This window comes from Luteibacter aegosomaticola, assembly GCF_023078475.1.
GTDB classification, from domain to species: domain Bacteria; phylum Pseudomonadota; class Gammaproteobacteria; order Xanthomonadales; family Rhodanobacteraceae; genus Luteibacter; species Luteibacter aegosomaticola.
This window is the reverse complement of record NZ_CP095741.1, coordinates 2,077,877-2,101,730: the sequence shown is the minus strand read 5'-3', so window position 1 is coordinate 2,101,730 and position 23,854 is coordinate 2,077,877. Positions and strand designations below refer to the sequence as shown.

The window sequence follows — 23,854 nt, the reverse complement described above, 5'->3', positions numbered from 1 at the left end:
GGCTTTTTCTTTGCCCGAAGGGCGGCGGGTTCAGACGACGCGGATCACTTCATCGTCGATGGACACCACCTGCCCCGCGCGGATCTTGCAGGTCTTGCGCAGCTCCACCACGCCATCCACGCTCACCAGGCCGTCGGCCACCAGATGCTTGCCTTCGCCACCACTGGCGGCGATGCCGGCAAGCTTCAGCAGCTGGTTGAGTTCAACGTACTCGCCTTCGAGTTCAAACGTTTGCGCGGGCATGGGCGGGGTATTCACGAACGAGGGGCGCACATTAAAGCGCAATCCGGCCGCCGATGTTCAAAAGCATGAATTCATCGGCCGACATGCCATGCTCCGCCAGCGCCTCGCCGAGCAGCCGCGGCGGCTCGTCCAGCTGGTCGTCGGCCAGTTCGAAGACGCCCCAGTGGATGGCAATCGAACGGCGCACGCCGATCTCCCGATGCAACTGCACCGCCTGGGCCGGGTCCACATGCTGGCCATGCATGAACCAGCGCGGCGCATAAGCACCGATGGGCACCGCCGCCAGATCGATCGGCCCCGCCCGGCGGCCGATCTCGGCCAGCTTCTCCGAGTAGCCGGTATCGCCCGCGAACCAGAACCGGTAGCCCTGCTGATCCATGACCCAGCCGCCCCACAGGGAACGGTTGCGATCCCATAGCGTGCGCGCACTCCAGTGCCGCGCCGGGACAAAGGTAAACACCGAGCCACCCACTTCCGTGGAAGCCCACCAGTCGAGTTCACGCACGTTGCCGATGCGTTCCTTGTCAAACCAGCGCTTCAGCCCCAGCGGCACCAGGAACACCGCCTTGGGAAAGCGGCGTGCGATCGCGTGCACGCTGGCGCTGTCCAGGTGGTCGTAATGGTTATGCGAGATCACCACCACATCGATATGCGGCAGCGCGGCTACCTCAGCCGGCGTGGGCGTGCGCCGTAGCGGCCCGGCAAAGGAGAGGGGCGAAGCGCGCTTGCCCAGCACCGGATCGGTAATGACGGTAAGGCCGCGGCGGCGCACGAGTACCGTGGCATGGCCCAGCCACCAGGCGGCGTCATCGCTGCCGGCAAAGTCGGCCGGCTGCCACCAGCGGCGGGCGAATGCTTCGTAGCCTTCGGTGGGTGGACGAGGGAGTTGTTGTTCCTTGCGCTCGCGTCGCCAGCGCTTCAGGCCGCCGGGTTCGCGTGTTTCGGGCTCGAGGTTGCGGAAGCCCTCGGGCGCGTGGTGAGCCTTCGTGGCGTCGAAATACGGGTTGGTCCAGGCCATGCCTTGCCTTGGTGGTGGGGGTCACGGGAAGACCTGCGGCCCCACCACCTCCGGTTCAAGGTCAGTCGACGTCGATACGACGCACCTGGGCCAGCCAGTCCTCGAGGTTGTAGTAGTTGCTGACGCGGGTGATCTTGCCACCGGCCACGTCGAAGAAGGCACCGCCCGGCAGCACGTAGGTCTGGCCCTGGGCCAGCGGCAGGCCGTCGTCGGTGGCTTTGTATTCGCCGTGCACGACGTACTCGGCCGCCGCGCGGTCACCCTTCTCGTTCGCCATGATCACGATGTTCTTCAGCTGCTCGCTGTAGCTCACGTTCATGCGATCCAGGAAGGCGGCGAAGCGGGCACGGCCGGTTTCGCGGCCGCCCTGGTTCACGTCGTGGGCCACATGCTCATCCAGCAGGTCGAGCATGCCGGCCCAGTCGCCGCGGTTGAAGGCGTCGTAGTAACGGCGGATCAGGTCGATCGTTTCGTTCATCGGGGCACTCAGTAGAGAATGACGGAACGGATGGCCTTGCCTTCGTGCATCAGGTCGAAGGCGCGATTGATGTCATCCAGCCCCATCGTATACGTGATCATGGGGTCGATCTTGATTTCTCCACCCATGTAGCGGTCGACGTAACCCGGCAATTCCGTGCGGCCCTTCACACCACCGAATGCCGAACCGCGCCAGACGCGACCGGTCACCAGCTGGAAGGGACGCGTGCGGATCTCCTGGCCGGCACCGGCCACGCCAATGATGATCGACTCGCCCCAGCCCTTGTGGCAGCACTCCAGCGCCGAACGCATCACATCGACGTTGCCGATGCATTCGAAGGAATAATCGACACCGCCATCGGTCAGGTCGACGATGACCTGCTGGATCGGCGTATCCGGGTAATCACGCGGGTTCACGAAATCCGTGGCGCCCAGCATCTTCGCCATCTCGAACTTGGCCGGGTTGGTATCCACGCAGATGATGCGGCTGGCCCTGGCCATTACCGCACCCTGCACGACCGACAGACCGATACCGCCCATGCCGAAGACCGCGACGGTCGCGCCCGGCTCCACCTTGGCCGTGTTCAGCACCGCACCGATGCCGGTAGTGACGCCACAACCGAGCAGGCACACCTTGTCCAGCGGCGCATCCTTGTTGATCTTGGCCAGCGAGATCTCCGGCAGCACGGTGTATTCGCTGAAGGTGCTGGTGCCCATGTAATGCAGCAGCGACTTGCCGCCCATCGAGAAGCGCGAGGTGCCGTCCGGCATCACGCCCTTGCCCTGGGTGACACGGATCTTCTGGCAGAGGTTGGTCTTGCCCGAGCGGCAGAACGAACACTCGCCACATTCCGGCGTGTACAGCGGAATGACGTGGTCGCCGACCTTGAGCGAGGTCACGCCCTCGCCCACTTCCTCGACGATGCCGCCGCCTTCGTGGCCAAGGATCACCGGGAACGCACCTTCCGGGTCCGCGCCCGAGAGGGTGAAGGCGTCGGTATGGCAAACGCCCGTGGCGACGATGCGCACGAGCACTTCGCCCGCCTTCGGGCCCTGGACGTCGATTTCTTCGATGGACAGGGGCTTTCCTGCTTCCCAGGCAACAGCGGCGCGCGACTTCATGCTCGGTCATTCCTCTTACAATGGCGATCGATACCGGCCCAGGGCCGGGTGGATCGTGGATTCTAGCCAGCCTTGCCGTCGCCGATTAGTCACGCGTACCGACAAGCATCTTTTACCGGGAGCAATAATCGATGCGCGCATGGGACGGGATGGACGCCTTCGTCGAGGTGGTCCGGCTGGGGAGCTTCTCCGCGGCGGCCCGCCATCTTGGGCTTTCCACCGCCTTCGTCAGCCGTGCGGTCAGCAGCCTCGAGCAGCGCCTCGGCACCCAGCTCCTGCACCGGACCACCCGCAAGCTGGGCCTGACCGATGCCGGCCGCCTTTACTACGAGCACGCTCGCCACCTGCTCGAAGGCTTCGATGCCGCCGAGCAGGCCATCGCCGATTTCCAGGAAGGCCTGCAGGGCAGCCTGCGGATCAGCATGGCGACCACCTATGGTGAACGCTACGTCGCACCGCTTATCAATGAGTTCCTGGCCATGCACCCGCAGCTGGGCGTGGACATGGATTTCTCCAACCGCACGGTGGACCTGATCGAGGAAGGCTACGACCTGACCGTGCGCACCGGCCTGCTGGCCGATTCCAACCTGGTGGCCCGCCGCCTGGGCGAGCGCCGGCTGTTCGTAGTGGCCTCCCCAGCCTACCTGGCCGGCCGGACGGCACCTCGCACGCCGGAGGAGCTGGTCGACCACCAGCTCCTGCTGGGCTCGGCCAACCACTGGATCTTCCTCGAGGACGGGCAACCGCGGCAGCGCCCCGTCCGCGGCCGTTACCGGGCCAGTTCGGGGCAGGCGCTCCTGGACGCGGCCCTGCGCGGGCTGGGCATGGCCCAACTGCCCGACTTCTACGTGGAGGCCGATCTGGCGGCTGGCCGACTGGTCTCCCTGCTGGACGCCTGGCGCGATGAGAACGGCGCCGTCTGGCTCGTGTACCCACGCAGCCGGCACTTGTCTCCCAAGGTCCGCCAGCTCGCGGACTTCTTATATGAACGGTTGCAAACACCGCCGTGGCAGTTACCTGCCGGTTGAGTTAAACTATGGTTAACGGATCGGCTCACTCAGGTGAACGAAAGCCGGATGAAGGTCCCAGGCAGGCAACGCCTCTGAGACTTTTCGGAAAAAAAGATTGAACCTTTTCCTTACATCCGCGGTCCAAGTTTTTAATCATTGCAGCCCTTGAAAGGGCTCGATGGGCCCCTACTAAGGGAATACGAAACTCAGCGGTTCAGTAATGTGGTACAATCACCTCATTACGAAAGCCTAACGAGTCGATTGTTCACCAAACGATACGTATTCCCCACCACGCAAGAGACCGGCGGCGTGGCTTGATGGAACCAACCGGTCACACAAGAAGACTGGGAGACACAACCATGAACGAACTTCGCAACGATTACGGCATTACCACTTTCGAATACACCGCCGGCCGCATGTCGGATGGCAACGGTCTCGACCTCTTCGGCGGCGAGATGGATGGCTACGACTGGCTGGGCGAAGTCGCCAGCCGCCTCAGCGCTGACGCCTGATCCGCGCCTCGCCGTAGGGGCGCACCTGGGCGCGGCCGCATCGGGCGGCTAACCACCCAGTCCACGCTTCCCCAAGGCTGCGGCCCTCCGTCCGCTCCTACTTCGAGATAGCGCCACAGAAAAGGCCCGCGATCGCGGGCCTTTTTGTTGTTCACGCATTCCGGGTTCGCCCGCTGTACCACGCACCGCGATCGGTTCATTCGCGGTCGCGAATGCATGTGTTGAGCGGCTTGCGCCGCCTTAGGCTGGATGTCCTCGGCGGTCGGAGGCGGTCAGGCCCTGGGGGCCGCCAGTCGCGGACCTTCGGACCGGGCCGTAGCTCCCTTGCCGCAAAACGCATGGCGCTCGGCGGCCCTCCGCTCATGTCGGCCCCCAGGGCCTGACCGCCTCCGAGTCCATACGTCCCGTTGCGTGTCGCACAAGCCGGGCCGCCGATGCCTCGCTCTTGTAGGAGCGCGCTTGCGCGCGATCACTGCGGGGCACTGAGCCGTGTCGGTCGCAAAGACCATGCGCCGGATCGCGCGAAGAAGATGAAGGTCTGCCGCATCACCGCTTCGTAGGCTGATCGCGCGCAAGCGCGCTCCTACAACCCACCTCACCGCTGGTTGCCGGGTGGGCAGGCCCTTGGGGCCGACATGAGCGGAGGGCCGCCCGGCGCAACGCTTTTCGCGAAGAGGCGCTACGGCCCGGTCCGAAGGTCCGCGACTGGCGGCCCCAAGGGCCTGCCCACCCGGCGTCTCCTCGACCCACCAAGGGCACGGCGGCGAATGCCGCTAGATACACGCATTCGCGCAAGCGAATGAACCGCCTGCACGGCACGGTGCAGCGGCTCCCGGAAAGGCGCGAAGACCTTTTTCGTCAGGCCAGCCCAACCACCTGCGCGACCAGCCACGCATTGGCGGCGGAGATCGCCACGAACAGGGCCCACGCGCTGACCGATACCAGTCGGCTGTTGGCGAACGCCCCCATCAGGCCGCGATCATCGGTAAACCGGATCAGCGGATACATGGCAAACGGAAGCTGCACGCTCAACACGACCTGGCTGGCCACCAGCAGCGTGCCGATCGCCCGGTCTCCCATGACGCAGACGCCAATGAATGCCGGGATGATGGCCAACCCACGCGTGATCAGCCGCCGCTGCCAGCACGGGATCTTCATCTGCAGGAAGCCATCCATGATCACCTGCCCCGCGATGGTGCCGGTGAACGTGGAGCTCTGGCCGGACGCGAACAGGCCGATGGCGAACGCGATCGATGCCACCGTCGTACCCGCGATCGGCGCCAGCAACTGGTAGGCATCGCCGATGTCGGCGACATCGCGCCGGCCGCTCGCGTGGAACGCGCCAGCGGCTACGATGAGGATCGCGGCATTGATGAGCAGGGCCAGGCTCAGCGAGCAGATCGTATCCACCCGGGTAAGCCGGATCGCCGACCACTTGCCCTGCTCGCCGGCGACGGCGCGCGTCTGCACGATGGACGAGTGCAGATAGAGGTTGTGCGGCATGATCGTCGCACCGAGGATGCCGATCGCCAGATACAGCGGCTCGCGGCTATCCAGCGCGTGCAGCGACGGGACAAAGCCCGCGGCCACGGCATGCCAGTCCGGTCCCACCAGGAAAAGCTGCACCACGAAGCAGATACCGATGGTGCCGACCAGGCCCAGGATGATCGACTCCACGCGGCGGAAGCCCTGGCCCTGCAAGCCCAGCACGATGAAGGTATCGAGCGCGGTCAGCGCCACGCCCACGGGTAACGACACCCCGAACAGCAATTTGAACGCAAGCGCGCTGCCCAGCACCTCGGCCAGGTCGCAGGAAATGATGGAAATTTCCGCCAGCACCCACTGTGCACGCCCCAGTGCTTTCGGATAGCGCTGGCTGGAGAGCTGCGCAAGATCCTGGCGCGTGGCGATGCCTAGGCGTGCCGCAAGGCATTGCAACAACATGGCCGCCAGGCTGGAGAGCAACACGACGAACAGCAGCTGGTAGCCGAAGCGTGAGCCTGCTTCGATATCCGTGGCCCAGTTGCCCGGATCCATGTAACCCACGGAAACCAGCAGGCCCGGGCCCGCGAAGCGCAGGGCTTTCTTCCACCAGGGCAAGGCCTCGGCCACGACGATGGAGCCGGCGACTTCGGAAGGGCAGAACGGCGCCGTGGCCGTCTTCGGTAACGGAAAGAACATGCGGCCATCGTACCGCCTGGCGGGGCCATGGTGAACGCTGCCTCGCATGCGCTTCACGCACCTGTAATGCCAGAAAACGGTACACCGTGTGCGCTGCGAATGGCGCAGAGCGACGAGGGATCCACCATGGACAAGAACCGTACCGAAGGCATGAAACACGAGGTAAAGGGTGCCATGAAGGAAGCCGCCGGCAAGCTCACCGGCAACCACGCCAAACAAGCCGCCGGCAACATCGAGAAAAACGCGGGCAAGGTGCAGAAGGAAGTAGGCAAGGCCGCTGACCAGATGCGCGATCGCGACCGTCACCATTAAGCAAGGATGGGCGGGGCCCCCTGGGGCTCCGCCCCTTTGGCATGCGCTTTCGACGCTGGTTCGAACTGACGAAAACATCGGTCGTTACCGCGACCAACGGCTTCAGCGATGACGAGCTGATGACCCGCGCTGCCGCCCTGTCGTTCTACTCCGCGCTGTCTTTCGCACCACTGCTGGTGCTCCTGCTATGGATACTTTCCGCGCTGGGCGACCAGTGGCAGGCGCAGTTGGTGGAGAGCCTTACCAACGTGATCGGCCAGCAAGGCGCGGCGGCGGTGAAGCTGGTGATCGACAACGCGCAGCAACGGCCCAAGTTGGGCAACGTGGTCGGCATCATCGGCCTGTGCGTGACGATCTTCAGCGCGTCGGCCGTCTTCGCCCAACTCCAGTCCACGATCAACCGCGTCTGGAAGATCCGCGCCAAGCCAGGCGAGGCTGTCGCCGGCTGGCTCAGCACGCGGGCACGGGCGTTCGGCCTGCTTATCGGCATCGCCTTCCTGCTGATCATCTCGTTCGTGGTGAGCAGCCTGATCCAGGCGCTGATTCCCGGCGACACCGTCACGTGGCAAGTCGTCGAGGCGGTCATTTCATTCGGCGTGTTCGTCATCGCCTTCGGCGCGATGTACCGGATCCTGCCGGATGCCGAGATCGCCTGGCGCGATGCCGCGCGCGGCGGGATCCTCACCGCCCTGCTCTTCGTCGCCGGCAAATTCCTGATCAGCCTGTACATCGACCGCGCCAGCATCGGCGGAGCCTACGGGCCCGCCGGCGCGATCGTGGTCCTGCTCACCTGGGTCTACTACGCATCGATCATCGTCCTGCTCGGCGCGGAACTCACCCACGGCCTGGCCGTGGCGCGCGGCGCGAAGATCCGCCCTGCCGAGCACGCCGAGAGCTTCGCGGAAGCGGTACCCGCTACGCCGCAGGCGCCGTCGCGGAAGCAGGCCTGAGCAAACGCCGGCGCAACGCGCGGTTGGCGGGCTCGGAAAAATACACCGACACCAGATGCCCCAGCGCCCACGCAAGCAACACGGCCGGTGCATACCACAGCCACCCCCATGCCTTGTCCGTCGCGGTCATGCGGGCGATGCCGACCAGCGTAAACACCACGAACATATGCGTGAGGTAGATCTCGTAGCTGGCTCGGCCCATCGCTTGCAGCCATCCCGTATAAGGCACCGCGCGGCCATCTTCGGGCGATGCGACGACCAGGGCCACGGCCGCGCCGATCAGGATCAGCATGTAGCCCTCGTGGACCGCCCGCCATAGCCAGCCGCCGGAAAACATCACCAGCACGAGGCCGGCGATGCCTGCCGCCGCGAGCGCCCAGCGGGCACCGCGGCAAGGGACACCGGACCGTGCACGCGCCAGCGCCGCCAGCACGCCTGCGGCGATCGCGCCCATGCCCGGCAGATAGGCCTTCTCCTGCCAGATCTCGTTATCTGTGATCGCTGCGCGCGTGAACGGTACCGACAGCACCAGCAGTGCCAGCGCAGGCACCAGCCAGCGGGTGCGCCCCAGGGTCAGGCAGACCAGGGGAAACGCGAGGTAGAACACCTCCTCCACCGACAGCGACCACAGCACGTCCCAGCCACCCGGGAGCCAATCGGTGCGCCCCTCGTACACGTTGAGCGTGAAGGTAAGCGCGGAAACGGTCGCGCCCAGCGGCGATTGCCCGGGCTTGTCGATCACGTAGTTCGGCACGCCCATCGCGTGGCAGGCCAGCAACACCCCGATAAGGCCAAGCAGGCAGGGCGCGATGCGCGCGACGCGGCGTTTGTAAAACGCGCGCCAGTCCACCGTCGGAAGCGCGCCATCGCGCTCGAGCACGTGCCGGGTAATCAGGAACCCGGATATCACGAAGAAAAGAAAAACGGCCTCGTAGCCGTTGTAGATGAACCCTTTGAGCAGGAACACCGGCAGCCAGAGCGCGGCATCCGTCTTGTGCAAGGGCAGACGCAGGCCAAGGTGGTGGACCACCACGAGGAGGATGCTGGCGCCACGCAGCAGGTCGATGCCAGGGCTGCGCGGGAGGGTGCTATGCGACACGGGGCGGCTTCCATCCGGGAAGCCGCCAGCTTAGCCGCCTCAGGTACAGCCGCGCACCAGCGCGATGAGGATAAGCACGGGGATCGGTACGCCCAGGATCCACAGCAGTACGTAACCGATGCCGCCCTTCTGCTTATCCGCGACCGGGGTCTTCTGTTCGTCCATCGCACACCTCCGCACCTGTGGGTGTGACCAGCGTCCGGTGCCCGGCGTGCAGCAGGCGTGACAATGGCGCCAGTAACGCATTCGCAACCACATGCCCTTCGCGGATCGTGCATTATCCGTAACGGGCTACCCGACGCTTTAAAGGATGTCCCCATGGCTTTCCACCGACCGCTGCTCCTCGCCACCGCCCTGCTCGCCGCCGCGACGGGGGCCCAGGCCGCCACCGTCATCCGCGGGGCCCGGGTGATCGATGGCACGGGCGCGCCGCCACGGGATGACGTGACCCTCGTGGTCGATGGCGACCACTTCTCGATCGTGGGTCCCGGCCTGCGGGTGAAGATGCCGGACGGCACCCGGGTCGTCGACTACACCGGCAAGACGATCATCCCGGGCCTCGTTTCCGACCACGGCCACATCGGCCTCGTCGATGGCACGAAGAGTGGCCAGCCTGCCCTCTATAACCGCGACAACGCGCTGCGCCAGCTTCGCCAGTGGCGCGCGTACGGGGTCACCACGGTGACGTCCCTGGGGCTGAACAACGCCGATGTGTTCTACCCGCTGCGCACCGACCTGCATGCCGGCAAGGCCGAGGGCGCCGATCTGTTCGGGGCGGACCACGGCATCGGCGTCCCCAACGGCGCCCCGCCGGCGAAAATGATGCAGGCCGGTACCAACCAGCTCGACCGCCCCGCCACGCCCGACGAAGCGCGCGCCGCCGTGGATGCCGCCGCGGCCCGCGGCACCGATCTCATCAAGGTATGGGTGGACGACTTCAATGGCAGCCTGCCGGTGAAGATGAAGCCGGAGATCTGGCGCGCGGTCATCGCCGAGGCACACTCGAAGCACCTGCGTGTCGCCGCCCACATCTACTACCTCGCCGACGCGCGCCAGCTCGTGGACGATGGCGTCGATATCCTGGCCCATGGCGTACGCGACAAGCCCGTGGACCAGGGCTTCATCGACGCGATGAAGCAGCACGGCACCTGGTACATCGCAACGCTGGATCTCAACGAGGCCGCCTTCATCTATGCCCGGCACCCGGCCTGGATGGACCAGCCGTTCTTCGCCCATGCGGTGCAGCCCGCGCTGGCTACGCAGTTCGCCGACGGCGCATGGCGCGACAAGGTGCAGAACGATGGCTCCACGCCGGTCAACGAGGCGGCACTGAAGACCAACGAACAGAACCTCAAGGCGCTCTACGACGCGGGCGTGAAGATCGGCTTCGGCACCGACGCCGGCGCCACGCCGCTCCGCATCCCGGGCTTCGCGGAGCATCGCGAACTGGCGCTCATGGTGGACGCCGGGCTTACCCCGCTGCAGTCGATCCAGGTAGCCACCCAGCGCGCGGCCGAACTGCTCGGCCTGGAGGATCGCGGCGTCATCGCCAACGGCAAGCGCGCGGATTTCATCGTGCTCGACGGCGACCCGTCCAGGGACATCGAAGCGACCACGCATATCCGGGCTGTCTGGCAACGCGGTGTGCAGGTATCCGGTAGCGTGGACACCTTCACGCCCTGAGCCGCCCATGACCGCCCACGCCGATCGCTACGCATTCCTGCCGGACGGTTCGCAAACCGCCGCGGAAATCCGCGCGTTCGACTGGACCCGCACCGCGCTGGGGCCGGTTGAAGATTGGCCACGCGCGCTCAAGGTCATGCTCGCCACCATGCTCGATACGCCGCGGCCGATGTTCCTCGCCGTGGCTTCGACAAAGCTGTTCTTCTTCAACGACCTTTACCGCGACATGCTCGGCCGGCGCGTGCAGGGCGCCATCGGCAAGACCTTCCCCGAACTGTGGCCGGAGGTCTGGGATGACGTGGTCGCCACCGTCGAGCGCGCGCTCGCCGGTGAAGGCACGCTGCACGTCGACATGCCACTGCGGATGACCCGGCACGGTTTCGATGAAGAAACCTGGTGGACCTTCTCGTATGCCCCGCTGCGCGACGAGCACGGCGAGGTGTACGGCATGTATGCCATCACCAACGAGACGACGCGAGCCGTGCGCACCACGCAAGCCCTGCGCGAGCTCAATGCGTCGCTGGAAGTGGAAATCGACCAGCGTACCCGCGAACGCGACCAGGTCTGGGCCATCGCTCGCGACCTGTATGTCGTGATGACCCGCGATGGCCACTACCGCGATCTCAACCCGGCGTGGCGTACGGAGCTGGGTTATGAGCCGAACGAACTGGTTGGCGTGGGCTTCGAAGAGCTCATCCACCCCGAGGACCTCGACCGCGCACGCGATGCCGTCAGCCAGATGGTCGAGGGCGAAGTGGTGGAAGACCTCGAGCTGCGCCTGCGCGGCAAGGATGGCAGCTACCGCTGGTTCGCCTGGACCGGCGTGCCCGATGGCGACGTGATCTACGGCATGGGCCGCGATACGCAGCGGCGCCGGCACATGGACGATCAGTTGCGCCACGCGCAGAAGCTCGAAGCACTCGGCCGCCTCACCGGCGGCATCGCCCACGATTTCAACAATATCCTGGGCGGCATCGGCGGCGCGATCGAAGTGGTGACCGAGCGGATCGAACAAGGCCGTGTGGAAGGCTCGCGGCGCCTGCTCGATGCCGCGAGCGGCGCCGTGCAGCGCGCCGCGGGGCTCACCCACCGCCTGCTCGCCTACTCGCGCCAGCAAGCGCTCTCGCTTTCGGACGTCGATGCGAACGCCATCGTCCACGGGCTCGACCTGCTGCTGCGACCGCTACTCGGCGAACAGGTACGCCTCGATGTGCGGATGATGGACGGCTTGTGGCGCACGCTATCGGATGCCAGCCAGCTGGAAAGCGCCATCCTCAATCTTGCGATCAATGGCCGCGATGCCATGCCGCACGGGGGCAACCTCACCATCGCCACGCGCAACGCCGCCCGCACCGACATCGGCAAGGGCCCGGCGGATTACGTCGTCGTCGAGGTCACCGATACGGGCACGGGGATGTCCGCCGCCGTGGTCGAGAAAGCGTTCGATCCCTTCTTCACAACCAAAGCAATCGGCCAGGGCACCGGCCTTGGCTTGTCCATGGTGGATGGCTTCGCCCGGCAGACCGGGGGGCGCGCCATCATCACCTCGGCCCCGGGGCGCGGCACCACCGTAAGCCTGTGGTTGCCCCGCCATGTGGGTGCACCGGCCGCACGGCATTCGCATATCGAAAACCCGGCGCGACGCGGCGGCGGCGAGCACGTGCTGCTGGTGGAAGACGAAGACATGCTGCGCTCGCTGACCCGCGAAGTGCTCGAAGAGGCCGGCTATACCGTCAGCGATTGCGCCGAGGGCGACGAGGCGCTCCTGTTGCTGGCAGCCGACGACCGGCCCGACGTGCTCGTCACCGACGTGGGCTTGCCAGGCATGGATGGCCGGCGTCTCGCGCAGGCTGCGCGCGAGCGCCAGCCCGGCTTGCCGGTGCTGTTCATTACCGGCTACGCGTGGGAGGCGTTTTCGGATAGCCCGGTGCTACCCGAAGGCTGCGCGATCCTCAGCAAGCCGTTTTCGGTGCATGCGCTGGTGGATGCCGTGGCCGATCTGCTGGACGGCACGCCGGCGTAACGCGCGCATTCCATTTCCTTGACCCGCGCGCGCGGACACTGCGCGCATGAAGACCGAAGAGCCCATGAAGCGCACGCGCTATTACGCCCTCATCGCGTTGATCGTGGCGATGCTCGCGATCTTCGTCATCGGCGCCATCCGCAAGGGCGGCCCGGCGGGCGACGTACCCGACGACGGCCGCGCACCCGCGACACAGCCCGCCGCTCGCTAGCCAGTCGGCCGCCTTCTCGGCTTACCGCGCATTTTTCGGTCATCCCCTGCACCACGCCCGGTGATCGGTTCATTCGCTATTGCGAATGCGTGTGGCGAGCGGCTTGCGCCGCCTTAGGCTGGATGTCCTCGGCGGTCGGAGACGGTCAGGCCCTGGGGGCCGCCAGTCGCGGACCTTCGGACCGGGCCGTAGCTCCCTTGTCGCGATTAGCGCTGCGTTCGGCGGCCCTCCGCTCATGTCGGCCCCCAGGGCCTGACCGCCTCCGAGCCCACACGTCCCGTTGCGTGTCGCACAAGCCCGCACGCCGATGCCCCGCTCTTGTAGGAGCGTGCTTGCGCGCGATCAGCCGACGAAGAACGGAAGCCGTGTCGGTTGGGTGTAAAGACCACGCGCCCGACCCGCGCGAGCAAAATGGTCTGCCGCATCACCGCTTCGTGGGCTGATCGCGCGCAAGCGCGCTCCTACAGGTGGGCCGAACCTCACCGCTGGTTGCCGGGTGGGCAGGCCCTTGGGGCCGACATGAGCGGAGGGCCGCCAAGCGCCACGATTTTCGCGAAGGGGTGCTACGGCCCGGTCCGAAGGTCCGCGACTGGCGGCCCCAAGGGACTGCCCACCCGGCGTCCCCTCGGCCCACCAAGGACAAGGCGGCGAACGCCGCTGGATACACGCATTCGCGCAAGCGAATGAACCGCCTGCACGACACGGTGCAGCGGTTCCCGAAAATGATGCGAGGAGAACCTCTAAGTCAGGCCGGTTCGGCTTCTTCCGCGGCGCGCGTGTTGGCCTTCGGGCCGGCGGCGCGCTGCATGGCGACTAGGAAATCCACGCCATAGCGCATCACGAACGGTGCGACATGCCCTGGCATACAGCCATCCGGCAGTGCCTGAGCGTGGGTGGTATCAAGGTGATCGGACAGCGACGAACGACTTGCCATGGCCTTGGCGGCCCCCTTTACTGGTATTCCCCCGCTGCCTTGTTAGCGGAAATCCAACAATTCGTCAATACAGCCCGCCCCTGCGGCATTTGGGCGCACCCACCTGACCGTCCCGATGGCGCAGATACCTGCGACCTAAAATAGGGCCTGCGCGCCCGAAGCGGGCGGGAGGTTCATCCGTGTTGCATTACGCCCCCGATGTCGCCCTGCCCCCGCCGGCCCTGCGCCGTGGCGCGGCCTGCTGCAATGATTCGTGCCGGCACGCCCACGCCTGCCAGGCCACCCGCGGCGGCGCTGCGGAACTGCTGGCCATGCGCGATATCGTCGAGCGCGTCGGGCCGTTCTCCGATGGCGACCGCCTGGTGCAACCCGATGCGCCACACCTTGCTTCGTATGCCGTGCTTTCCGGCCTGGCCATGACCGTGGCTGGCGGCCGCGTGCTTGCTTTCCACCTGCCCGGCGAACTGTTCGCGCTGGATACCAACCGCCAGGGACAGCACACCGCCTCGGTCGTCGCAGTGGGCAAGACGTGGTTCTGCCGCTTCCCGCGCGCGGCCACGGACGCCTTGTGCGAGCACGACGACGCCATCGCAAACCACCTGCGCGGCCTGCGTCGGCAGGAACGCCGCGCGGCCACGCCGGGCGGTGATGCGCCTGCCCTTGCCCGCGTCGCATCCTTCCTGGCCGAACTGCTCACGCGGCGCCGCCAGGTCGAACCCGATACCACCTTCCTGCCCCTGCCGATGTCGCGCGATGACATCGGCTCGTACCTGGGCATGAGCGCGGCCACGGTGACGCGCATGCTGGCCCGCCTGCGCGCCGATGGCTGCCTGGCGGTAAGGAACGACGGCGTCGAAGTCACCGACGCCGCCGCCCTCGCCGCGCACGGCCTTACAGCTTGACCTTGACGCCCACGGTGAAGAAGCGCCCCACCACGCCCGCCTGCGACCAGGTCGGGTTGTAGTTGAACGAGGCGTAGTTAAGCGGATCGAACGGCGCCTTGCGGTCGAACGCATTCAACACCGACGCCGTGATAGCCACCTTGTCGTTGATGTCGTAACGCCCGGTGAAATCCACCTGCGTATACGACGACATGCGGCAGGATGCGGGGAAATCTGCCCCCGTCAGCGTGTTGGTGGACTGGCACCCCGGCCCGACATCCGGCTCGGTCAGCTTCAGCCCGCTGGTGTAGTAGATGGTGCTGGTGATGTTGAGCTTGCCCATCTGCAGGCTGTTCGCCCACGAGCCACGGTAGCGCGGCGTGCCCGCGCCCGACGACACGCCATACGGCCCATGCGTGCCGACGAACTCCTCGTTCGTACCATCCTGCAGGGTGAGCACCCACGAGATGATCTTCGTGAGGTTGATCTCGCTCGTGAACCGCGTGTTCTCGGTGAGGTTGAAGCCACCCTTCACGTCGAGATCGATACCCTTCGTCTCCAGCGCGTTCTGGTTCACGTACGGCGCTACGACCACAAGGGGACGGGCCAGCGCACCGGGCGCTGCCGGGTCAGGTACGTCCGCCACGATGCTCGATGCCTGCGGCAGCGGCTCGCCCGCGTAGTACGCGGCCAGCACCGCCGCCGGGTCCTGCTGGCTGATCACGCCCGTCTTCTTGATCCGGTAGTAATCCAGCGTGGCGCTGATGTCCTGGGTGGGCTGGAACAGGATGCCGAACGTCCAGCTCTTCGAGCGCTCCGGCTTCACCTTCGGATTGGCTGCGGTGAGGTAGGCGATCGGGTACGGCTGTACATAGCCGCTGTTGTTATGCGCCGCCTGGAAATCCGCAGGGGGCGTATACGTCGCAAACCCTTCCGACTCGCTCGAACCATTCTCCGAGAAGCTCGGCGCACGGAACCCTTTCGAGAACGTGCCACGGAACGCCAGCTCATCGATGGGTTTCCACTTCAGGCCGATCTTCGGCGAGAAGCTCTTGCCGAAATCCGAGTAGTGGTCGTAGCGGCCAGACACATCCGCTTCCAGCGATTCAAGGAACGGCGCATCGAGTTCGACGTACGCGCCGGTCACGGTGCGATTACCCCGCGTATGTGCGACACCCAGACCCTGCGCCGCGAGGTTCGGATTGAGATCCGGGTCATACTGCTCTTCGTGGCGCACGTCGATACCTGTGGCGAGACCCAGCGAACCACCAGGCAGATCCATCAGCGGGCGGCTCACCCTGAAATCCAAGGATTGAAGATCACTGGTCGAGGTCTTCTTCAGCGTGGGCCCGAGCGCACGGATCAGCTCCGGCGAATTCGCCGACGGATTGAGGAAGTTGTACGTGCCATTGGTGACCGCCGCGATCAGCGCATCGTAGTTGAGCAGGCCAGGGATGCTCACATCCAGCGAGTCGTGGCTGAAAACGAGCGCCGTGTCATACGACCAATCGCCCCACGTGCCGGTGACGCCGCCCGTGATCCGCAGGTTGTGGTTCTTGTTGTCGCCGCCGCCCGGAATGCCGGGGAACGTGTAGTTGATCAGGGCCGCCTTGCCTTCCGCCGCGAACGGGTTGTTCGGGTTGAGCGAACCATCGGGCAAGGTCGCCGGCAGCGCGATCGCATTGGTGTTGTTCGGCGTGCTCGCCTGGATCTGCGGAGGTGGCCCGCGGAACTCCGTGCGCACCTGGTAGTAGCTCGCGTCGATATAGGCCGTCGCGCTATCGCTTATCTTGAGGTTGAAGCGGCCATAGAGGCCCTGCCGCTCCATCAGCGGCGCGATGTCGAAGTAACGCGTGCGGTTGAACGCGCAATAGCTGCCTGGATTGCTCGGGTCGTTGGTCACCAGCGAACTGCCGGCCCCGCACGAACTGAGCGGCTGCGACAGTGCACCTGCGTCGGCGACGCCCGAGGTCACGTCACCCGGACGGCTCAGGGTGCCCGGCGTGACATTACCGTACGGCGAGCCGGAGTTCTGCGAAGGCTGGCCACCGATCAGGTTATTGCCGCCGCTGCGCGTGGTGTCGGTGGTGTTGTACGGATAGCCGCGGTCGCCCACCTTGATCCGCTCATCCTTCTGGTACTCCGCACTGAAGTACGCGTTCCAGCCATCTTTCTTCAGATCGCCACCACCGAACAACACCGTAGCGCGCTTCGTCGTGCCGCCGCCGTGCTGCGACGTACCCAGGTCGGCACTGAGTTCGGTGCCCTGGTAGCTCGGCCGCAGGATGATGTTGACGACACCAGCGATCGCATCCGCACCGTACAGCGACGATGCGCCATCCTTCAGCACTTCGATACGCTCAATCGCGTTCGACGGAATGGTGTTGAGATCGACGAACGCGCGCTGACCGTCATCCGCCAACGGATAGTTGGCCGCGCGCCGGCCGTTGATCAGCACCAGGGTCGAATTGACCGTGAGGCCGCGCAGCGCCACGCCCGAGGAACCGGCGGCGAAACCACCGGTGAATGCGGGCGGGATGGAACCACTGTTATCGGCCGACACGGCGCGAATCACGTCGGACACGGTGGTGAGGCCGCTCTTCTGGATCTGCTCCGCCGTGATAGTCGTTACGGGCGACGGCGTCTCCACATCGATGCGCGGCAAGGCCGAACCGGTGACGGTGATCGCCGCAAGTTCCGTGGTGCCCTTCTGGTCACCCTGGGCGGGAGGCGGTGGTGGAGGCGCGCCCTGCGCCGGTTGCGGCGGGGCGTTCTGCGCGTGGAGGGTGCCGCAGGCGCAAGCGAGTGCGGCGGCGATGGACAAAGCGAGCCCGTGGCGCCTAAGCGCCCTGTGTGCGTGCGTTCTCATTGTGAGTCTCCGAAGCCTTTAGGGGAGTGGGGCTGGGACTGGCGGCAGGGAGAACATGCGAAAAACGCAACATTCACGGGGCCGCAATGAAAACCTACGCCGTGTAAACGGCGGGCACCATCGGCCATTCGGAATAGTTTGCGCCGCGTTGCGCGGCGCTTTGTGGCACGAGCTATGCAGCGCCGGGCGGGGAGCTACTCATCTTCACCCGGGTCAAACCCTTCGCGCTCTTTCATCAACTGGCGCGCGGCGGCGATACCGAGGCGCATGCCTTCGGCGCACGCATCCTCTTCATTATCGTGCAGGGTGACGCACAGCTTTTCCTTCAGCTCGTCGCCGTCTTCGCTGATGACATATTTGCCGCGCCAACGGCCGGGCTTGGCCACGTAGCACGAGCCTTCGACGTCGAAATAACCGATTTTGCGATGTGCCATAGTCGGGTGGATCCTCCTCGATCCTCCCCATCGTATGCATCGCGCATCAACGCTATGTGGAGCGCCTACTGAAGGCTTTGCACCGGGCGCTTGGCGTTCGACTCGAATTCACGCCAGACACCATCCGCGCCTTCGACGGAAACCAGCACCTGGACCTGACCCTGCCCCTGCGTGCCCAGCAGCTTCGATTGCTGCACCGCATAAGCGATAGCCGCCACGCGGGAATCGAAATTTTCCGTCGGCACACCGTTCAACTGGACGTGCCACAGGCCGGCCAGGTCGGGATTGAACGGGATGTCGTAGATCACCAGGGCCATGGGGACGCGAATGCTCCAGCGCGCGTGTTATGCCGCCGGCCCCATGTCGTTGGGTTCTTACGGTCGGACGGCAAAGCTTAGCGTTCCCGCAACGGCTCCACAACGGAAGAACGCTTGTCAAAACCTTCACGGCGCGTCGACGTGAATGCGAGGCGAGTAGGGTTCCTTGCGGTCATCATCCCTCCCCCTGCGCTCGGCTAGACTTCGCGCATGACCCGACGCCTACGCCTCCCCCTGCTGGCCTTCGCTTCCGCCCTGATCATCGCCCCTGCCCTCGCCTTTGGCGGCACGAGCGCCGATCCCCAGGTTCCACCGCCGGCGACGAGCATCCCCACGCTCGATGCGGTGACGGTCAGCGGCGTGCAACCCGGCCCCGGCCTGTGGAAGGCAACCCGTGGCGACCATGTGCTGCTGATCCTCGGCACGCTCTCGCCCATTCCCGGCAACATCACCTGGAAAACGGACGACCTCGACGACGCGCTCGCCCATGCCGGGGCGCTTATCCTGCCGCCGCACACGGAGATCAAACCCAACGTCGGCTTCTTCGGCAAGCTCGCGTTGCTGCCCTCGCTCATTGGCGTGCGCAATTCGCCCGATGGCAAGACGCTCGAGGAAAGCGTGCCGCCGGATGTCTACGCACGCTGGCTCGTAGTGAAAGCGCGCTACATCGGCGACGAACGCAAGGTAGAAAAATACCGCCCCATCTTCGCGGCCATCGAACTTTACAAACAGGCGGTGAAGAAATCGGGCCTGCGCAAATCGGGCTACATCACCGATACCGTCGTGGCGATGGCCAAGGCACACAACGTGAAGCAGGTGCCGGTGGAATACACGCTGATGGTGGACGATCCCCGCTCGGTGGTGAAGGAGTTCAAGCGCTCGACGCTGGATGATCTCTCGTGCTTCACACAAAGCGTCGACAACATCGAGCCGCAGCTGGCGGCCATGCGGGAACGCGCCAACGCATGGGCTACCGGCGATGTCGCCGCCCTGCGTGACGAGCGCCGTGCGAAGCAGATTTCCACCTGCCTGGATGCCGCCACCGAAAGTGGCCTCGCCCAGCGCATTGGCCTCACCGACGTGCCCGCGCAGGTACGCACGCGCTGGCTCGCCGCCGTCGATACCGAGGTAGCCGCCAATCCGCAGACCGTGGCGATCGTGCCGCTGGATGACCTGTTAGGCGCCCAGGGCTATCTGTCGGCGCTCGCGGCGAAGGGTTTCAAGGTGGAATCCCCGGATGACGGCGATGCCTCCGATGGCGGCGCGTCCGGCAACAGCACCGCCGGTGGCACACCCTGACGGATCACCGCGGAGAAATCGTCGCCCGGCTGGCTTGCCCGGGCGCGGTCGGTGATACGCCCCAGCCGGCGCCATTCGTCCACGGGCATGCGGTTATCCAGCGCACCGTTATCCATGAGGTATTCGGGCAGGTAGCCGGTGAGCAGCAGGCGGATATCCATCGGTAGGCCGGTATCGATGCGGCGCGCCATGCGGTACACGATCGTGGTGCAGTTCGAGGTAATCGTGTTGTAGAAGCGCGGTTCGTCGACCAGCCGGTTGGCGGCCTGCACGTACGACACGAACAGCGAACGCATCGCCTCGGGCGGCATGCGCAGCGGGAACAGGTAATCGTCTTCGCCGCGGACATTGGTCCGTACGCGGATGATGTCGCGCTCGTCGGCGGCGATCAGCACGAGTTCGAATTGCTTGAAGAAACCGCCCACCTCGGAAAACGCCTCACCCTTCTCGCGGCGGATCTCCATCGAGAACACCACGTGCCGTCCGTCCGCAAAGCCAAACGAGAGCATGGCGTGCGCAATCGCCTCGCTCGACCAATACGAAAGCACGGCGTCGGCCGAAACAAGCTGGCTCAGGTCGTACTCACGGGTTTCCCAGTGCGCATCGGCGTCGTCATCGGTGCGCCAGGTGAAGTCGCGCACGTTGTGCAGGGTGACCCGGTCGCCATGGATCTCACCCGAAAGCAGGCGGGCCACGTCGGGCGCCCAGACCCGGTCGTTGCGCGGCTGGATGGTGGTCCACCATGCGATCAACACGCCAAGCATGGCGACGAGAACCATGGGCGCCCACGCCACGCGCCAGCCAAGGAAGGCCACGAGTAGCGCGAGATACACCGCCGACCACACCACCGCGCCCGTCACCCGGACACCCGGCGGCCCCGGCAACTGGTAACTGAGTGCCAGGGCACCCCATGCCCCCGAAAGGAACAGCAGCAGGCCGGCAGCACCACCAGCCAGGGTACGGGCAAGCATCCGACGTTTTCTCATCATTCCCCTAGCGTGGACGGACACCGCCCCGCTTGCAATCCATGCCCGCCAGCGGCTGGCCTAACAGGGCCGCCCGGCGCTGGCCTCGCGAATCGCCTGCTCAAGCTGTTGCGCGCTGTACGGCTTGCGCACCATGGGTGCCCGGTACCGGCTGGGGATATCCATGGGCCAGGTGCCCGTGGCGATCACATAGGGGATACCGCGCCGCTGCAGCTCATCCAGTGCGGGGTACGCCATCACCCCCTGCAGATCCAGGTCCACGACCGCCACGTCACAACGCTCGACGTGCGCGACGCGCAAGGCTTCTTCGATACAACCCGCACACGCCGCCACGTCGTAACCCAGCCGCGCCTGCAGCAGGTCGGCCAATGCGGACGCCAGCCCGCCGTGGTCTTCAAAAACGATGGCTCGCGGAGCGATGGAAGTTGTGGCCATAGCCAAGCTCACGTCAGTGGTTTCGGACTCCCCGCGGCCGAAACTACTACCGAATTTGCATGGTTGCCATATCCCAACAGGCCGATGGCAAGCCTTTACGCCTGCGTAGTTTCACGCAGGTGAAAGGCCGCTCATGGGTGGTCATCCGGCTCGACGATGAAAGGCGGCGCGCCACCATCGCCCTTGCTGCGCGTACCGACGTCATCGGCCACGCGCGAGAGGCGCTGGGCGATGCGCGCGCTGTCACGACGCAAGGCATCACCGGGCTTGCCGGCCTCAGCGCTGGCGATCATGGCAGCCTGCGCCTGCTTGAGCCTGACGACGCCCAGGTTGTACTGCGCTTGCGCATAGCCGGGCCGCACCTGGATCGCGCGGCCATACGCCACCACGGCTTCGTCCGGCTTCTGCAGGCGGAAGCGCGCATTGCCGAGGTGGAACCACGCATCGGCGTTGTCGGGCTCGGCATCGACAATGGCCTCGTACAACCCGGCGGCGTGCTCCATGTCCCCCTTCGCGTAGGCTTGCCGCGCCTCCTGGGTGTCGCGGGCCACATCGATCGTGGGTTTGGGCGGTGGGAGGGTGCCGTGGCCGGCGCAGCCGGCGAGCATCGCCACCGCCACACCCAGGGACCAACCGGACATCACACGCTGCATAGGACGCACTCCTCGGGTGCAGGTTCATTCCACCGACATTGCCCGCCTCGAAGCCCCTCGTCAAATATCACAAAAGGTCGAAGTCCTTCAGGGCATTGCGCAAACGGCTTGAGACGAGGTCGAGAAGTTTGCGGCGCAGGTAGAAACGCCACGCCAGCCACGTGGCAAAGCGGCCGCCGAACGTCGCGGTAGCCGCCTTGTAGAGTCGCTGCATCCGGCTCTCCACCTGCGGCATGAGCGATTCCACCGCGAACGTGCCGCGAGGCCACGCCGGCACAGGCTCGTGCAACGCCTGGCACCCACCGACGAGCGGGATCACCGGGGCGAAAAGCTCGCCATCGATCTCGCGCACGTAGTCTTTCAGGGCCGGATCATCGATCCACCCCGCAAAGATCGGGTTGGCCGCGGGCACCAGCAGGCGCTCCGCGAGAAAGCGCTGGCAGTTGCGCCGCCCCAGCAGGAAGTCATGGTGGCGGTAGGCCTCGGCGAGGAAGCCGGAAAAGCCGCCCAGCGCACCGGCCGCGAGGGCACGACCACCAATCCAGCGCGGCCCGTTATCCACCCCGGGACGACTGGGCGCGATCATGAAGCGGCTGTACACCGTGGTATCCAGCGCCAGGGCGACTTCTTCGGGCTTGAAGCGCGCCTGCTGCTTCCATGCACCAAACAGCGAGGCCATCGATTCGATCAGGTTGGTCGTGGCCGCCTCGGCAGGCCCTGGCGCCTCCGCTTCGGGGAACGGATCCAGCATGATCACGATGCGATTCACCTTGCCGCCTTCGCGCGGGTTCCGGCCCAACGTGCCTGCCAGCTCCGTGCGCGCCAGTTCAAACGGCTCGTTGTCCATGGCCCCGCCATCCACGGCCACGAAGCGGTAATCGCCCTGCTCGCCGTCGCCCTCCGCCCAGGCCGGCGGCAGCGGCACCGGCGTCGCCATGCCGTCCTTGCCGGGCACGATCACGACGCGCTGGTCGTAGTCCGTCCATGGCCGGGCTACCTCGCGAAAACGCAGGCCAGCGGGAAACGCCGACGAGGCGAGCGCGCCTTCCATGAAGGCCTGCCAGGCCGGACCGCCGGCATGGCTGGGGCCGGCGACGACGCGCTCATCGGGAAACATCCACTCGCCGTCGCGATCACCCTGCCCCGAATCCACCGCGAAGCGCAGCCAGTCGGCGTGCGCCATCATGCCGTGGCCCGGAATCTCCGGGTTGCCCTTGAACTGCACCATGTAGGGCACGCCACGCAGGTTGGTGACGGTGAACACGCACTTCAGCGGGTTGGCCACATAGGGGCGAGTCGCCGGTGCCCCCGTGAACCCAAGCATGTCCTTCGCGATCGTATCCAGGCAGGTGGAATCGAGCAGCGAAGCGATCGGTTGCGCCGGGTCGGCCAGGTCGGCGCTGCCCAGCAATTCGCGCACATCGATGCGCTTCACCCACGCGTCGTAGAACGGGTTACCCGTGACCTGCGCCGGTGGTGGGCCCGCGTGCACATGGGGAAAGTGGTACGGCAAGGCGATGCCGGACAGCACGCCGTTGATACTGCCCGCCGAGGCGCCGGAGATGACCCGAAGCAACACATCGTGTCGCGGCACGGGCAGGCCTTTCGCCCTGGCGTCGTACCAGTGGTCCAGCGCTTCGTAGAGGAAATCGAGCACGCCAGCGGCATACGCGCCGCCCGATACGGCACCGGCCAGGGCCAGGCCCAGTTCGAAAGTGGCAGGACGGCACGCAGGGGTCTCCCTTGGCCGCGCCAGGGGCAACTCGTTATCAGCCATCAATGGATCCCGTCAGGTCGCAGGACCGCGCCGCCCCCTCGGCACGTCTCGTGGAACGTTGCGACCTTACCGTGCCATCCATTGCGCGACGAAGGCAAGCGCAGCGGGCAAGGCCTGCACATAGAGGATCCGGCGGCTAGCGGTGAAACCACCCCAGAGCCCGGCCACCACCACGCAACCCAACCCATAGAAGAGGAAGGCCGTGGCATACGGCTCGGCCATCAGCAGGCCAAGCAGCAAGGCCACGACCAGAAAGCCGTTGTACAGGCCCTGGTTCGAGGCGAGCGCCGCGCTTTCCTGCGCGAAGGCCGGTGTGATGCCAAACACCTTCGGCCCGCGCGAGCGCCACAACACCATCTCGAGCACCACGATATAGACATGGATCAGCAAGACGATGGCGGTCAGTACGGTAGCAAGCAGGCTCATGG

25 protein-coding genes are annotated in these 23,854 nt (G+C 65.7%); 9 read left to right on the top strand and 16 right to left on the bottom strand.

Features of this window, described 5'->3' with window-relative positions; translation table 11 throughout:
* Positions 1–30 precede the first annotated feature (30 nt).
* The 4 genes from L2Y96_RS09155 to L2Y96_RS09140 all read right to left on the bottom strand — a co-directional run bounded on the left by L2Y96_RS09155 (position 31) and on the right by L2Y96_RS09140 (position 2,860).
* Complete coding sequence (locus L2Y96_RS09155) at positions 31–243, bottom strand: RNA-binding S4 domain-containing protein (protein WP_247335944.1); 213 nt, start codon at positions 241–243, stop codon at positions 31–33.
* 31 nt (positions 244–274) lie between these two features.
* Positions 275–1,261, bottom strand: coding sequence for an MBL fold metallo-hydrolase (locus tag L2Y96_RS09150; RefSeq protein ID WP_247335942.1), 987 nt, complete (start codon positions 1,259–1,261; stop codon positions 275–277).
* A gap of 61 nt (positions 1,262–1,322) precedes the next feature.
* Entirely contained in the window at positions 1,323–1,739 is a 417-nt protein-coding gene (locus tag L2Y96_RS09145; RefSeq protein ID WP_247335940.1) for a ketosteroid isomerase-related protein, read from the bottom strand.
* Positions 1,740–1,747: 8 nt separating this feature from the next.
* Complete coding sequence (locus L2Y96_RS09140; RefSeq protein WP_247335938.1) at positions 1,748–2,860, bottom strand: S-(hydroxymethyl)glutathione dehydrogenase/class III alcohol dehydrogenase; 1,113 nt, start codon at positions 2,858–2,860, stop codon at positions 1,748–1,750.
* Between the two features lie 131 nt (positions 2,861–2,991).
* Here L2Y96_RS09140 and L2Y96_RS09135 point away from each other — a divergent pair, with 131 nt between their 5' ends.
* Positions 2,992–3,888: a LysR family transcriptional regulator gene (locus L2Y96_RS09135; RefSeq protein ID WP_247335936.1), complete on the top strand. Its 897-nt coding sequence runs from the start codon at positions 2,992–2,994 to the stop codon at positions 3,886–3,888.
* A gap of 341 nt (positions 3,889–4,229) precedes the next feature.
* The gene (locus L2Y96_RS09130; RefSeq protein ID WP_247335935.1) at positions 4,230–4,382 is read left to right on the top strand and encodes a hypothetical protein; all 153 of its coding nucleotides are present in this window, start codon (positions 4,230–4,232) and stop codon (positions 4,380–4,382) included.
* Positions 4,383–5,240: 858 nt separating this feature from the next.
* Here L2Y96_RS09130 and L2Y96_RS09125 read toward each other — a convergent pair.
* Complete coding sequence (locus L2Y96_RS09125; RefSeq protein ID WP_247335932.1) at positions 5,241–6,563, bottom strand: Nramp family divalent metal transporter; 1,323 nt, start codon at positions 6,561–6,563, stop codon at positions 5,241–5,243.
* Positions 6,564–6,689: 126 nt separating this feature from the next.
* On the opposite strand from L2Y96_RS09125, the gene L2Y96_RS09120 reads away from it, so the two are divergent.
* Together L2Y96_RS09120 and L2Y96_RS09115 are read left to right on the top strand one after the other, a co-directional pair.
* Entirely contained in the window at positions 6,690–6,875 is a 186-nt protein-coding gene (locus L2Y96_RS09120) for a CsbD family protein (protein WP_247335929.1), read from the top strand.
* A 41-nt stretch (positions 6,876–6,916) separates the two neighbouring features.
* Positions 6,917–7,825 (top strand): YihY/virulence factor BrkB family protein, encoded by a 909-nt coding sequence (locus L2Y96_RS09115; RefSeq protein ID WP_247335927.1) that lies wholly within the window; start codon positions 6,917–6,919, stop codon positions 7,823–7,825.
* On the opposite strand, the gene L2Y96_RS09110 is transcribed toward L2Y96_RS09115, so the two are convergent.
* Together L2Y96_RS09110 and L2Y96_RS22900 are read right to left on the bottom strand one after the other, a co-directional pair.
* On the bottom strand, positions 7,791–8,924 hold the full coding sequence (locus tag L2Y96_RS09110; protein ID WP_247335924.1) for an acyltransferase family protein: 1,134 nt from the start codon (positions 8,922–8,924) through the stop codon (positions 7,791–7,793). The two genes, L2Y96_RS09115 and L2Y96_RS09110, sit on opposite strands and share 35 nt — an antisense overlap.
* A gap of 39 nt (positions 8,925–8,963) precedes the next feature.
* Positions 8,964–9,089, bottom strand: coding sequence for a hypothetical protein (locus L2Y96_RS22900; protein WP_256452202.1), 126 nt, complete (start codon positions 9,087–9,089; stop codon positions 8,964–8,966).
* A 153-nt stretch (positions 9,090–9,242) separates the two neighbouring features.
* Between L2Y96_RS22900 and L2Y96_RS09105 the strand changes: the two genes are divergently transcribed.
* From L2Y96_RS09105 to L2Y96_RS09095, 3 genes are read left to right on the top strand one after another with little or no spacing between them, the layout of a single operon-like run.
* Complete coding sequence (locus L2Y96_RS09105) at positions 9,243–10,607, top strand: amidohydrolase family protein (RefSeq protein ID WP_247335922.1); 1,365 nt, start codon at positions 9,243–9,245, stop codon at positions 10,605–10,607.
* Between the two features lie 7 nt (positions 10,608–10,614).
* Positions 10,615–12,630 carry a hybrid sensor histidine kinase/response regulator gene (locus tag L2Y96_RS09100; RefSeq protein ID WP_247335920.1) on the top strand — a complete coding sequence of 672 codons (2,016 nt, stop codon included), beginning with the start codon at positions 10,615–10,617 and terminating at the stop codon, positions 12,628–12,630.
* Between the two features lie 46 nt (positions 12,631–12,676).
* Positions 12,677–12,841 carry a hypothetical protein gene (locus L2Y96_RS09095; RefSeq protein ID WP_247335917.1) on the top strand — a complete coding sequence of 55 codons (165 nt, stop codon included), beginning with the start codon at positions 12,677–12,679 and terminating at the stop codon, positions 12,839–12,841.
* A gap of 745 nt (positions 12,842–13,586) precedes the next feature.
* Here the strand turns inward: L2Y96_RS09095 and L2Y96_RS09090 are convergent.
* Positions 13,587–13,775 carry a hypothetical protein gene (locus tag L2Y96_RS09090; protein WP_247335914.1) on the bottom strand — a complete coding sequence of 63 codons (189 nt, stop codon included), beginning with the start codon at positions 13,773–13,775 and terminating at the stop codon, positions 13,587–13,589.
* 179 nt (positions 13,776–13,954) lie between these two features.
* On the opposite strand from L2Y96_RS09090, the gene L2Y96_RS09085 reads away from it, so the two are divergent.
* Positions 13,955–14,677: a Crp/Fnr family transcriptional regulator gene (locus L2Y96_RS09085; RefSeq protein ID WP_247335911.1), complete on the top strand. Its 723-nt coding sequence runs from the start codon at positions 13,955–13,957 to the stop codon at positions 14,675–14,677.
* Here the strand turns inward: L2Y96_RS09085 and L2Y96_RS09080 are convergent.
* The 3 genes from L2Y96_RS09080 to L2Y96_RS09070 all read right to left on the bottom strand — a co-directional run bounded on the left by L2Y96_RS09080 (position 14,667) and on the right by L2Y96_RS09070 (position 18,276).
* Entirely contained in the window at positions 14,667–17,480 is a 2,814-nt protein-coding gene (locus tag L2Y96_RS09080; RefSeq protein ID WP_247335908.1) for a TonB-dependent receptor, read from the bottom strand. The two genes, L2Y96_RS09085 and L2Y96_RS09080, sit on opposite strands and share 11 nt — an antisense overlap.
* A 239-nt stretch (positions 17,481–17,719) precedes the next feature.
* Entirely contained in the window at positions 17,720–17,959 is a 240-nt protein-coding gene (locus L2Y96_RS09075; protein ID WP_247335905.1) for a hypothetical protein, read from the bottom strand.
* Positions 17,960–18,024: 65 nt separating this feature from the next.
* Positions 18,025–18,276, bottom strand: a complete 252-nt coding sequence (locus L2Y96_RS09070; protein WP_247335902.1) for a DUF2188 domain-containing protein — start codon at positions 18,274–18,276, stop codon at positions 18,025–18,027.
* A gap of 210 nt (positions 18,277–18,486) precedes the next feature.
* Between L2Y96_RS09070 and L2Y96_RS09065 the strand changes: the two genes are divergently transcribed.
* Positions 18,487–19,575, top strand: a complete 1,089-nt coding sequence (locus tag L2Y96_RS09065; RefSeq protein ID WP_247335898.1) for a TraB/GumN family protein — start codon at positions 18,487–18,489, stop codon at positions 19,573–19,575.
* Here the strand turns inward: L2Y96_RS09065 and L2Y96_RS09060 are convergent.
* From L2Y96_RS09060 to L2Y96_RS09040, 5 genes are all read right to left on the bottom strand, one after another.
* A complete protein-coding gene (locus tag L2Y96_RS09060) occupies positions 19,467–20,546 on the bottom strand; it encodes an Lnb N-terminal periplasmic domain-containing protein (protein ID WP_247335895.1) in 1,080 nt (359 codons plus the stop codon). The genes L2Y96_RS09065 and L2Y96_RS09060 overlap by 109 nt on opposite strands.
* Positions 20,547–20,621: 75 nt before the next feature.
* Positions 20,622–20,996 (bottom strand): response regulator, encoded by a 375-nt coding sequence (locus L2Y96_RS09055; RefSeq protein ID WP_247335893.1) that lies wholly within the window; start codon positions 20,994–20,996, stop codon positions 20,622–20,624.
* 131 nt (positions 20,997–21,127) lie between these two features.
* Positions 21,128–21,637 carry a tetratricopeptide repeat protein gene (locus L2Y96_RS09050; RefSeq protein WP_247335891.1) on the bottom strand — a complete coding sequence of 170 codons (510 nt, stop codon included), beginning with the start codon at positions 21,635–21,637 and terminating at the stop codon, positions 21,128–21,130.
* Between the two features lie 79 nt (positions 21,638–21,716).
* Complete coding sequence (locus L2Y96_RS09045; RefSeq protein WP_247335889.1) at positions 21,717–23,426, bottom strand: patatin-like phospholipase family protein; 1,710 nt, start codon at positions 23,424–23,426, stop codon at positions 21,717–21,719.
* A gap of 66 nt (positions 23,427–23,492) precedes the next feature.
* A complete protein-coding gene (locus tag L2Y96_RS09040) occupies positions 23,493–23,852 on the bottom strand; it encodes a DUF1304 domain-containing protein (RefSeq protein WP_247335887.1) in 360 nt (119 codons plus the stop codon).
* Between the last annotated feature and the right edge of the window lie 2 nt (positions 23,853–23,854).

What these genes read in the sequence shown, in the direction of transcription:
- L2Y96_RS09135 (WP_247335936.1), top strand. Translation starts at nt 2,992, where the DNA reads ATGCGCGCATGGGACGGGATGGACGCCTTCGTCGAGGTGGTCCGGCTG.
- L2Y96_RS09075 (WP_247335905.1), bottom strand. Translation starts at nt 17,959, where the DNA reads ATGGCACATCGCAAAATCGGTTATTTCGACGTCGAAGGCTCGTGCTAC.
- L2Y96_RS09115 (WP_247335927.1), top strand. Translation starts at nt 6,917, where the DNA reads ATGCGCTTTCGACGCTGGTTCGAACTGACGAAAACATCGGTCGTTACC.
- L2Y96_RS09045 (WP_247335889.1), bottom strand. Translation starts at nt 23,426, where the DNA reads ATGGCTGATAACGAGTTGCCCCTGGCGCGGCCAAGGGAGACCCCTGCG.
- L2Y96_RS09065 (WP_247335898.1), top strand. Translation starts at nt 18,487, where the DNA reads ATGACCCGACGCCTACGCCTCCCCCTGCTGGCCTTCGCTTCCGCCCTG.
- L2Y96_RS09060 (WP_247335895.1), bottom strand. Translation starts at nt 20,546, where the DNA reads ATGCTTGCCCGTACCCTGGCTGGTGGTGCTGCCGGCCTGCTGCTGTTC.
- L2Y96_RS09105 (WP_247335922.1), top strand. Translation starts at nt 9,243, where the DNA reads ATGGCTTTCCACCGACCGCTGCTCCTCGCCACCGCCCTGCTCGCCGCC.
- L2Y96_RS09040 (WP_247335887.1), bottom strand. Translation starts at nt 23,852, where the DNA reads ATGAGCCTGCTTGCTACCGTACTGACCGCCATCGTCTTGCTGATCCAT.
- L2Y96_RS09145 (WP_247335940.1), bottom strand. Translation starts at nt 1,739, where the DNA reads ATGAACGAAACGATCGACCTGATCCGCCGTTACTACGACGCCTTCAAC.
- L2Y96_RS09070 (WP_247335902.1), bottom strand. Translation starts at nt 18,276, where the DNA reads ATGGCCCTGGTGATCTACGACATCCCGTTCAATCCCGACCTGGCCGGC.
- L2Y96_RS09050 (WP_247335891.1), bottom strand. Translation starts at nt 21,637, where the DNA reads ATGTCCGGTTGGTCCCTGGGTGTGGCGGTGGCGATGCTCGCCGGCTGC.
- L2Y96_RS09090 (WP_247335914.1), bottom strand. Translation starts at nt 13,775, where the DNA reads ATGGCAAGTCGTTCGTCGCTGTCCGATCACCTTGATACCACCCACGCT.
- L2Y96_RS09125 (WP_247335932.1), bottom strand. Translation starts at nt 6,563, where the DNA reads ATGTTCTTTCCGTTACCGAAGACGGCCACGGCGCCGTTCTGCCCTTCC.
- L2Y96_RS09150 (WP_247335942.1), bottom strand. Translation starts at nt 1,261, where the DNA reads ATGGCCTGGACCAACCCGTATTTCGACGCCACGAAGGCTCACCACGCG.
- L2Y96_RS22900 (WP_256452202.1), bottom strand. Translation starts at nt 9,089, where the DNA reads ATGGACGAACAGAAGACCCCGGTCGCGGATAAGCAGAAGGGCGGCATC.
- L2Y96_RS09130 (WP_247335935.1), top strand. Translation starts at nt 4,230, where the DNA reads ATGAACGAACTTCGCAACGATTACGGCATTACCACTTTCGAATACACC.
- L2Y96_RS09140 (WP_247335938.1), bottom strand. Translation starts at nt 2,860, where the DNA reads ATGAAGTCGCGCGCCGCTGTTGCCTGGGAAGCAGGAAAGCCCCTGTCC.
- L2Y96_RS09095 (WP_247335917.1), top strand. Translation starts at nt 12,677, where the DNA reads ATGAAGACCGAAGAGCCCATGAAGCGCACGCGCTATTACGCCCTCATC.
- L2Y96_RS09100 (WP_247335920.1), top strand. Translation starts at nt 10,615, where the DNA reads ATGACCGCCCACGCCGATCGCTACGCATTCCTGCCGGACGGTTCGCAA.
- L2Y96_RS09055 (WP_247335893.1), bottom strand. Translation starts at nt 20,996, where the DNA reads ATGGCCACAACTTCCATCGCTCCGCGAGCCATCGTTTTTGAAGACCAC.
- L2Y96_RS09155 (WP_247335944.1), bottom strand. Translation starts at nt 243, where the DNA reads ATGCCCGCGCAAACGTTTGAACTCGAAGGCGAGTACGTTGAACTCAAC.
- L2Y96_RS09120 (WP_247335929.1), top strand. Translation starts at nt 6,690, where the DNA reads ATGGACAAGAACCGTACCGAAGGCATGAAACACGAGGTAAAGGGTGCC.